Genomic DNA, 7,169 nt, shown 5'->3' with positions numbered 1-7,169 from the left:
GTGAGTTAGTGAGTTAGTGAATGAATGGAAAAACTGATGAATTGTTGTGTGTCTTTGTTGCAAAGCGTTTTTGACAAATTTTAAATCAATATAAAATCATGGAAAACAATTCAAAAACGGAATTTGCTGAAGCATTTCGAAAGAGGACAAAGAAGTTTGTAGTTGATAACATAAAATTTTTCAGAACTTTGCCAAAAACAGAAGAAGCAAAGATAATTGGGAGGCAATTGCTTAGATCATCGTCATCAGTGGGTGCAAATTATAGAGCAGCCTGCAGGGCACGATCCCAGGCAGAGTTTCATTCTAAATTATCAATCGTGGTCGAAGAAGCCGACGAATCCGTTTTTTGGATGGAAATATTGGTAGAAGCGGAGGTTGTAAAACCTTCCGAATTGGGTTATTTAAATGACGAAGCCAACCAGATTTTAAAAATCGCGTCAGCGTCACGAAAAACAGTTTCTGCAAAAAAATAGATATGCCGACAATTTAGTACTTATTAAATCACTAATTCGCTAATTTCTCCTATTCGCTAATTCACTAAATCACTAATTCACTAATTAATTGTCCATGACTGATAAATCAAAAAAAATATTCCTCCTTGGAACCATCATTGGTTCATTCGTTATTTACAGCGTCATCTATTACGTTGGTGTATTTAATAAAGCGCCTTATAAATTCACTGAATTTAAATCCATCGTTTTTAAATATGGCCCGGGTGACAGCCTGATAAATACTTATAATTCAGCAACCGGAGAGTACGACTATATCAATAAAAAAGATTCGCTGGTTAAAACCCATTTGAATTTAACGACCAACGACCTGCTTTACCTGCACCGCAAAGCGGCCGACCTGGGTTTTTGGGATTTCCCTGAAAAGGAACTGAATACTGATACGACGCATGATAATAAAGTAAAACCGCCGCGCTATTACATTGAATTTAATTATAAGCGCAAAAGCAAAAAGGTTTTGTTTGATGAATCATTTAACGGCGATATCAGGTTAAGGGATGCCAATGCACAGTTGATCAAAGAAATTACACATGTTTTGGCCGATGCAGAGGACCGCCAAAGAAAATAATTAATATGAAATATCTCTTAATCTTAATTAGCACCTTGATCACAACATCCTCATTTGCCCAGCCAATGAATTATGATGATTGGAAAAATGAAGCTAAAACTGAAATTAATTTACAGCCGGAATATGGAAACGTAAAAAAAACCAAAGAACAATTAGCAGACGACCGGACGTTTATTGAAACTGTTTTAAAACAGGATACAACTCCAAGAAAAGGGTCAGAACATCTCGTCAGGCTGGGATTTAATTACCTGGCAAAGGGCGATATGGAAACTGCAATGAAAAGGTTTAACCAGGCATGGTTACTTGATCCAAAAAATGAAAATGCCTATTGGGGGTTTGGAGCGATTTATGGGACCTTTAACGATTATGATATGGCCATCATTCAATATGACAAGGGTTTGGCTATCAATCCCGAAAGTTCAGTTATTTTAACCGACAAAGCCACGCTTTACTTTATGCAATTTCAGCATGATCAAAATGTTCCGAAATTAAATATGGCCATTGATCTTTTGAAAAAATCATATGGCATTGATAGCAAGAGCGTTAATACAACGTACAAACTATCAATCTGCTATTTTTTAAGCAAAGACTGCTCAAATGCGTGGAAGTATTATAACGAATGTAAGGTCTTGGGCGGACAGCCAATCGCCGAAAATTACACAAATGCACTAAAAAACATGTGTGCCAATTAAGATTTAAAATACTCTAGCTTTTTATCAAATAAAGTTCTATATTTGCACCTCGAATTTTAAAACAATAATTAACAAACAATGTACGCAATAGTAAGTATAGCAGGACAGCAATTTAAAGTTGCAAAAGACCAGCAGCTCTTTGTACACAGGCTACAAGGGGATGAAGGCGCTAGTATTGAATTTGACAATGTATTGTTAGCAGAAAACGAAGGTAGTTTCAAATTAGGTTCTGATTTGAAAAGCGCTAAAGTATCGGCTAAGATAGTGTCTCATTTAAAAGGTGATAAAGTGATCATTTTCAAAAAGAAACGTAGAAAAGGTTACAAAAAGAAGAACGGTCACCGTCAACAGTTTACCAAGATCGAGATCACCGGTATAACATTATAATTAAAGTTTAATCGAACCGGTGTTATCCGGATCATAAAAGATATTAAAAAATGGCACATAAAAAAGGGGCCGGTAGTTCACGGAACGGCCGCGAGTCGCATAGCAAACGTTTAGGTATCAAAATTTTCGGTGGTCAGCCGGCAATCGCAGGTAACATCATCGTTCGCCAGCGTGGAACCAAACACAATCCGGGCCTGAATGTAGGTATCGGCAGAGATCATACCTTATTCGCTTTGGCTGAAGGTATCGTAACCTTCAAAAAGAAAGCTGATAACCGTTCATATGTTTCGGTATTGCCTTTCGCTGAAGACGTTATTGAAGTTGCAGCACCTGCACCCATTGCAAAAGCTGAAAAGAAAGTTGTTGAAGTAAAAGCACCCGTTGCTGAGGCTCCTGTAGCTGAAGCTGCACCTGCTGCGGTTGAAGAAGCACCTGTTGCTGAAGCACCCAAAAAGAAAGCCGCTCCAAAAAAGAAAGCTGCTGACGCTGAAGAAAAAGCTGAGTAATCAGCCATTCATCATATTGAAAAAGCCCGGATTTTTGAAAGTTCGGGCTTTTTAGTTTGATCTTTTTACTTACCCAGGGTAAAATTAATCGGGATAGCATAAGCCACCCGCACAGGTTTACCGTTTTGTATTCCTGGTGTCCATTTTGGGCAGAGCTTCATAACCCTAATCGCTTCTGCATCAATATCGTCCGAAACCCCTCTTATAATCTTGATATCTGCCAACGTGCCATTTTTTTCTACAACCATGGTCACTATAACTCTTCCCTGTTGGTTTCTTTTTCGCGCACTTTCGGGATAATGAATATAGGTGGATAGAAAATGATAAAAAGCAGTAAGCCCTCCGGGAAAGTCGGGCGCATGTTCTACCACGGTATAAATGCCGTCCTTGGGATCGCCGCCTATTGGGGAATCAATGGTGACGGTCACAGGTTTGGCTCTTGATGTGTCAACTGTTTGAGCCTTTGCTGTAAAAATCATCAATAAAGGAGCAAAAGTTAATAAGGTTTTTTTCATGTTTATTTTATTCAATAATCACCTTCTTTATATAAAAATCATCCGCATCAATCACAGGGAGGATCTTGCTGGTCACTAACAAACCCTTGCCGCCGATTGTTACGCGGGTAGGGCCGTTTTCGGTGGTAATATCTATCGGAAGCGGGATGCTCATATTCGGCAGGGTTACCATATACTTGTCGTTACCCATGGTTTGTACATGCACCTCCAATTTATCGGCCGAGCGCAGGTACAGGTCGAACAAGGGTTTCAGGTTCCTGCCCGATTCTTTGCTGAAAAACTGTTCTACATCATCTGTATTCACCAGGCTATCATAAGTGTATTGAGGTGAAGTAACAAACTTTTTAATTGCCGGAAAAAAGATGCTGTCGCCCATAATATAGCATATGGTGTGCATAAAAAAGGCGCCCTTGCCATAAATATCAGGGTTGTAAGCGGCTTCCTCGTCAATATCCTTGCCCATCACAATCGGTATTTTGTTACCAAACTGCGGCGACATGGCTTTAAACTGATCGATATAGGCCCGCTCGCCAGCAAATTCCCGCACGTAAAGTTCATCGCCGAAGGTGCAGATGCCTTCGTGGATCCAGTAGTCGGCCCAGTCTTTGGCAGTAACTTTATTACCCCACCATTCATGCCCGAATTCGTGGTGCAGCAGCCAGTCATAGTCTTCGCCGCCCACTTTGGCGTATCGGAATTTATTGCCATAAGCTACCATACTCTGGTGCTCCATACCAAGGTGAGGCGTTTCCACCAGGCCGATCTTCTCTTTCGCCCAGGGATATTCGCCAAAATATTTTTCCTGTTCGTGAATGGTTTTTACAAAAATATCCATCAGGTGTTCGGCTTTATCAGCATGTTCGTTTAATACATAAAACTGGATGGGGACATTCGTGCCGTTTACCGTGGTATACGGCCTGCTTACCACCTTATAGTCGCCTGCGTTAAATATAATGCTGTAATTGTTGATGGTATAATTTGTTTTCCAATGATAAGTGGCCTTGTCACCAGTTTTAGTCACTTTTTGCAATACACCCGGACCGGCAACCACCAAATCTTTCGGAACGGTGATGATCATATCCACCCCTTCATTTGGTTCGTCCGACGGGTGATCCTTGCATGGGAAATATAATTTGCCACCGGTACCTTCGGCCGTAATGGCCATCCACTGGTGCCCGGTAGAATCCCTTGTCCAGATGAAACCATCATCCCAGGGCGGTCTCCTGGCTACATGCGGCTTACCGCCATAAATAACCTTGACGCTTGCTTTGCCCGCGGGCAGCTCGTTGGCTGTATTTATCCTGATGAGGTTATTTTTGTATTCAAAAGGCTGTTTTTTATTGTTGACCAGCACTTCTTTCACGTTCAGCGAATCCAGCAGGTCGAACAGCAGCACATGGGTGGGCTGCGCCATGATAACGTCGATGGTGGTATAGCCGTCTATCGACCGCTGGTTAAAATCGACATCCAACGCAATGGTATAATGCCTGATATCCATAATGGCCTGCTCGGGCTTTAGTTTGCCGCCGGAGGTAAGGGTTTGCTGGGCGTTTGATCCTGTGGCTATCGACACCGCCAACAGGATGATTAAAATTTTGTGCATGGATGACTTATTTAAAGGATTAAAATCAATTGGTATCGTTTGCTTCCGTTTCTGAATGGTACCTTATCGGGAAATCATATTTTGATTTGATGGGTTGGTTGCCGCGCTTAGCCGGGATCCACTTCGGTGATTTTTTCAACAACTGAATCACCGAAGCATCAAACGATGGGGTAAGGCTTTTTACTACTTTAAAATCTGTTAAACTGCCGTCTTTCTCCACATAAAAAGTTAAAACAACCTCCTGCAGCGAGTCTGCGTTTTTATTTTTTGGCCATTTCAGGTTGTTCATCACATAGGAAAAAAGTGCAGACTGTCCACCAGGAAATTCTGGCGGTGTTAAGGCCTGCTGTTTTGTTACCGTTGTATGATGGGCAGTAATAATGTTTTTTGTTTTTGGATGAGCAATAACGCTAAGACATAGGAATGCGAAAGGAAAAAGTAAACCGTATTTCATGCTTTAAATATAATAAATCCCTTTAAAACAATCCTTTTTAGTACGCTATTCAATTTCAGGTAAGTAGCGCCAAAGAATATGCTTTCTTTTGTTTTTTAAGATTCTTATTGCAGGCTAAAATTGATCGGAACCGAATATTTTACTGGTATAAGTTTACCATTTTTAATGCCAGGTTTCCATTTAGGCGAACTTTTGATCAACCTTAAGGCTTCATCATCCAAATCCGGCGAAACACTGCGTGAAACTTTTATATCGGTTAAACTACCGTCTGTTTCAACTATAAAAGAAATATCTACCCGGCCCTGAATTTTGTTCTTTCTTGCATTTCGCGGGTATTTGATGCCATTTGAAAGGAATTTGTAAAATTCGTTTAATCCACCCGGAAACTCAGGGTTTTGATCTGTTGGTGAAAGTTTTGATGAATCTGCTTTCCCGGCCCGGTCAACATCCGGCGGGGTAGGTGGTGGGGTTGGTAGCGCGGTTTGGGCTATAACGCAGGTAAATGATAAAAATAAAATCCTGCAATAAAAAATGCCTTCATGATATTAATCGTTTATTGTAAAATTTATTGGCACGGTATACCTTACCCGGACAAGTTTTCCATTCTGTTTGCCGGGAATCCATTTAGGGGATTTTTTTAAAACGCGCAGTGCTTCTGCATCCAGTTCAGGCCATAACTTTTTCTCCACCTTAAAGTTAGTTAAACTACCATCCTTTTCGACAACGAAACTTATTAAAACACGACCTTGCACATCAATATCACCGTGGAATGGCCACTTTAAATTCTTACCTAAAAATTTATAAAATGCTTCGTCACCACCCGGAAACTTTGGTTTTCTATCAAGCGAATTCAGGTTGGTTATTATTATATTATCCTTTGAATGGCGTTTTGATTGTTTAGCTTGCCCATTTGCAATTATAAGAAACATTGAAAAAATAAGGGTTAGGTAAAGCCATTTCATACCCTAAATATACTAATTCTCCCTCACCAATAAACCATCTGCAAAATTGCGCAGGTATTGTTTATGGGCCTCGGGCAGGTTGATAGCATCCAGGGCAATAAAAGCTTTGTCGGCAAAGGTTTCCATGGCTTGCTCAGCGACTTCCCTGATATTTAGTTCGTCGTATATTTTGGTAACAGCGGCTACCTTTTGGTTATTATCAAACTCCTTCAAAGCTATCCAGGAATTCAGTTCTGTTTTTTGTACGCCGGTTGCCAGTTCCTGCGCCCGGATCAGTAACCAGGTTTTTTTATTGGAGATAATATCGCCGCCCACCTGTTTGCCGAATTTATCCGGGTCGCCGTAAACATCCAGGATATCGTCCTGCAGTTGAAACGCGATGCCCAGGTATTCGCCGAAATTATTGAGTAATTCCGCATCGTTCATTTCTGCGCCGCCAATTAAAGCGCCTATTTTTAATGCCCCGCCCAATAATACCGAAGTTTTCAGGCGGATCATTTCCAGGTATTCATCAACGTGTACTTCGGCCCGCGTTTCAAAATCCATATCCAGTTGCTGGCCCTCGCATACGCCAAGGGCCGTTTTGTTAAAAACATCCAGCACTTCGCGCAGTAAATGGTCTTCTACCTCCATCATCAGCTGGTAACTTAATACCAGCATGGCATCGCCTGATAAAATGCCCGTATTATGCCCCCAGCGTTCGTGTACGGTTATTTTACCGCGGCGCAGGGGTGCATTGTCCATAATATCGTCATGCATTAGCGTGAAGTTATGGAACACTTCAATAGCCAGGGCAGGAGATATCGCCTTGCGCACGTCGCCACCAAACAGATCACATGCCATCAATACCAGCGCCGGCCTGATGCGTTTACCACCCAATGCAAAAATAATGGGAAAATGGATAAAAGAGTGGGGTCGGATGTATGTCAAAAGATAGCACAAAGAGTTTTCCAAGCTGCAAAAGAATACTGCT

Annotated in this window: 11 protein-coding genes; 5 read left to right on the top strand and 6 right to left on the bottom strand. The window is 41.3% G+C overall.

The window, feature by feature from the left end:
- Nucleotides 1–98 precede the first annotated feature (98 nt).
- From QZY09_RS00940 to rpmA, 5 genes are all read left to right on the top strand, one after another.
- Nucleotides 99–473 (top strand): four helix bundle protein, encoded by a 375-nt coding sequence (locus QZY09_RS00940; RefSeq protein ID WP_295666938.1) that lies wholly within the window; start codon nt 99–101, stop codon nt 471–473.
- A gap of 94 nt (nt 474–567) precedes the next feature.
- A complete protein-coding gene (locus QZY09_RS00935) occupies nt 568–1,077 on the top strand; it encodes a hypothetical protein (RefSeq protein WP_295666935.1) in 510 nt (169 codons plus the stop codon).
- A 35-nt stretch (nt 1,078–1,112) separates the two neighbouring features.
- Complete coding sequence (locus tag QZY09_RS00930) at nt 1,113–1,769, top strand: tetratricopeptide repeat protein (RefSeq protein ID WP_295666933.1); 657 nt, start codon at nt 1,113–1,115, stop codon at nt 1,767–1,769.
- Between the two features lie 78 nt (nt 1,770–1,847).
- Nucleotides 1,848–2,156, top strand: a complete 309-nt coding sequence (gene rplU, locus QZY09_RS00925; RefSeq protein ID WP_295666930.1) for a 50S ribosomal protein L21 — start codon at nt 1,848–1,850, stop codon at nt 2,154–2,156.
- A 50-nt stretch (nt 2,157–2,206) separates the two neighbouring features.
- Nucleotides 2,207–2,662 carry a 50S ribosomal protein L27 gene (gene rpmA, locus QZY09_RS00920; protein WP_295666927.1) on the top strand — a complete coding sequence of 152 codons (456 nt, stop codon included), beginning with the start codon at nt 2,207–2,209 and terminating at the stop codon, nt 2,660–2,662.
- A 65-nt stretch (nt 2,663–2,727) separates the two neighbouring features.
- On the opposite strand, the gene QZY09_RS00915 is transcribed toward rpmA, so the two are convergent.
- The 6 genes from QZY09_RS00915 to QZY09_RS00895 form a co-directional block, all read right to left on the bottom strand.
- Nucleotides 2,728–3,177, bottom strand: coding sequence for an energy transducer TonB (locus tag QZY09_RS00915; RefSeq protein ID WP_295666924.1), 450 nt, complete (start codon nt 3,175–3,177; stop codon nt 2,728–2,730).
- A gap of 7 nt (nt 3,178–3,184) precedes the next feature.
- The gene (locus QZY09_RS00910; protein ID WP_295666920.1) at nt 3,185–4,780 is read right to left on the bottom strand and encodes a M1 family metallopeptidase; all 1,596 of its coding nucleotides are present in this window, start codon (nt 4,778–4,780) and stop codon (nt 3,185–3,187) included.
- A gap of 25 nt (nt 4,781–4,805) precedes the next feature.
- Nucleotides 4,806–5,234 carry an energy transducer TonB gene (locus tag QZY09_RS00905; protein ID WP_295666918.1) on the bottom strand — a complete coding sequence of 143 codons (429 nt, stop codon included), beginning with the start codon at nt 5,232–5,234 and terminating at the stop codon, nt 4,806–4,808.
- A gap of 104 nt (nt 5,235–5,338) precedes the next feature.
- Nucleotides 5,339–5,575 (bottom strand): energy transducer TonB, encoded by a 237-nt coding sequence (locus QZY09_RS24645; RefSeq protein ID WP_367119150.1) that lies wholly within the window; start codon nt 5,573–5,575, stop codon nt 5,339–5,341.
- Nucleotides 5,576–5,779: 204 nt separating this feature from the next.
- Nucleotides 5,780–6,196: an energy transducer TonB gene (locus QZY09_RS00900; protein WP_295666916.1), complete on the bottom strand. Its 417-nt coding sequence runs from the start codon at nt 6,194–6,196 to the stop codon at nt 5,780–5,782.
- 12 nt (nt 6,197–6,208) lie between these two features.
- On the bottom strand, nt 6,209–7,169 hold a 961-nt coding region (locus tag QZY09_RS00895), incomplete at its 5' end, for a polyprenyl synthetase family protein (RefSeq protein ID WP_367119149.1).

This window comes from uncultured Mucilaginibacter sp., assembly GCF_903913935.1.
Taxonomy (GTDB): domain Bacteria; phylum Bacteroidota; class Bacteroidia; order Sphingobacteriales; family Sphingobacteriaceae; genus Mucilaginibacter.
Note: the sequence above shows the minus strand (reverse complement) of the source record. Positions and strands in the feature narration are given on the sequence as shown.

Bases quoted from the DNA above. Each gene is read 5' to 3' on its own strand.
- rplU (WP_295666930.1), top strand. From the start codon at position 1,848: ATGTACGCAATAGTAAGTATAGCAGGACAGCAATTTAAAGTTGCAAAA.
- QZY09_RS00940 (WP_295666938.1), top strand. From the start codon at position 99: ATGGAAAACAATTCAAAAACGGAATTTGCTGAAGCATTTCGAAAGAGG.
- rpmA (WP_295666927.1), top strand. From the start codon at position 2,207: ATGGCACATAAAAAAGGGGCCGGTAGTTCACGGAACGGCCGCGAGTCG.
- QZY09_RS00900 (WP_295666916.1), bottom strand. From the start codon at position 6,196: ATGAAATGGCTTTACCTAACCCTTATTTTTTCAATGTTTCTTATAATT.
- QZY09_RS00915 (WP_295666924.1), bottom strand. From the start codon at position 3,177: ATGAAAAAAACCTTATTAACTTTTGCTCCTTTATTGATGATTTTTACA.
- QZY09_RS00905 (WP_295666918.1), bottom strand. From the start codon at position 5,234: ATGAAATACGGTTTACTTTTTCCTTTCGCATTCCTATGTCTTAGCGTT.
- QZY09_RS00935 (WP_295666935.1), top strand. From the start codon at position 568: ATGACTGATAAATCAAAAAAAATATTCCTCCTTGGAACCATCATTGGT.
- QZY09_RS00910 (WP_295666920.1), bottom strand. From the start codon at position 4,780: ATGCACAAAATTTTAATCATCCTGTTGGCGGTGTCGATAGCCACAGGA.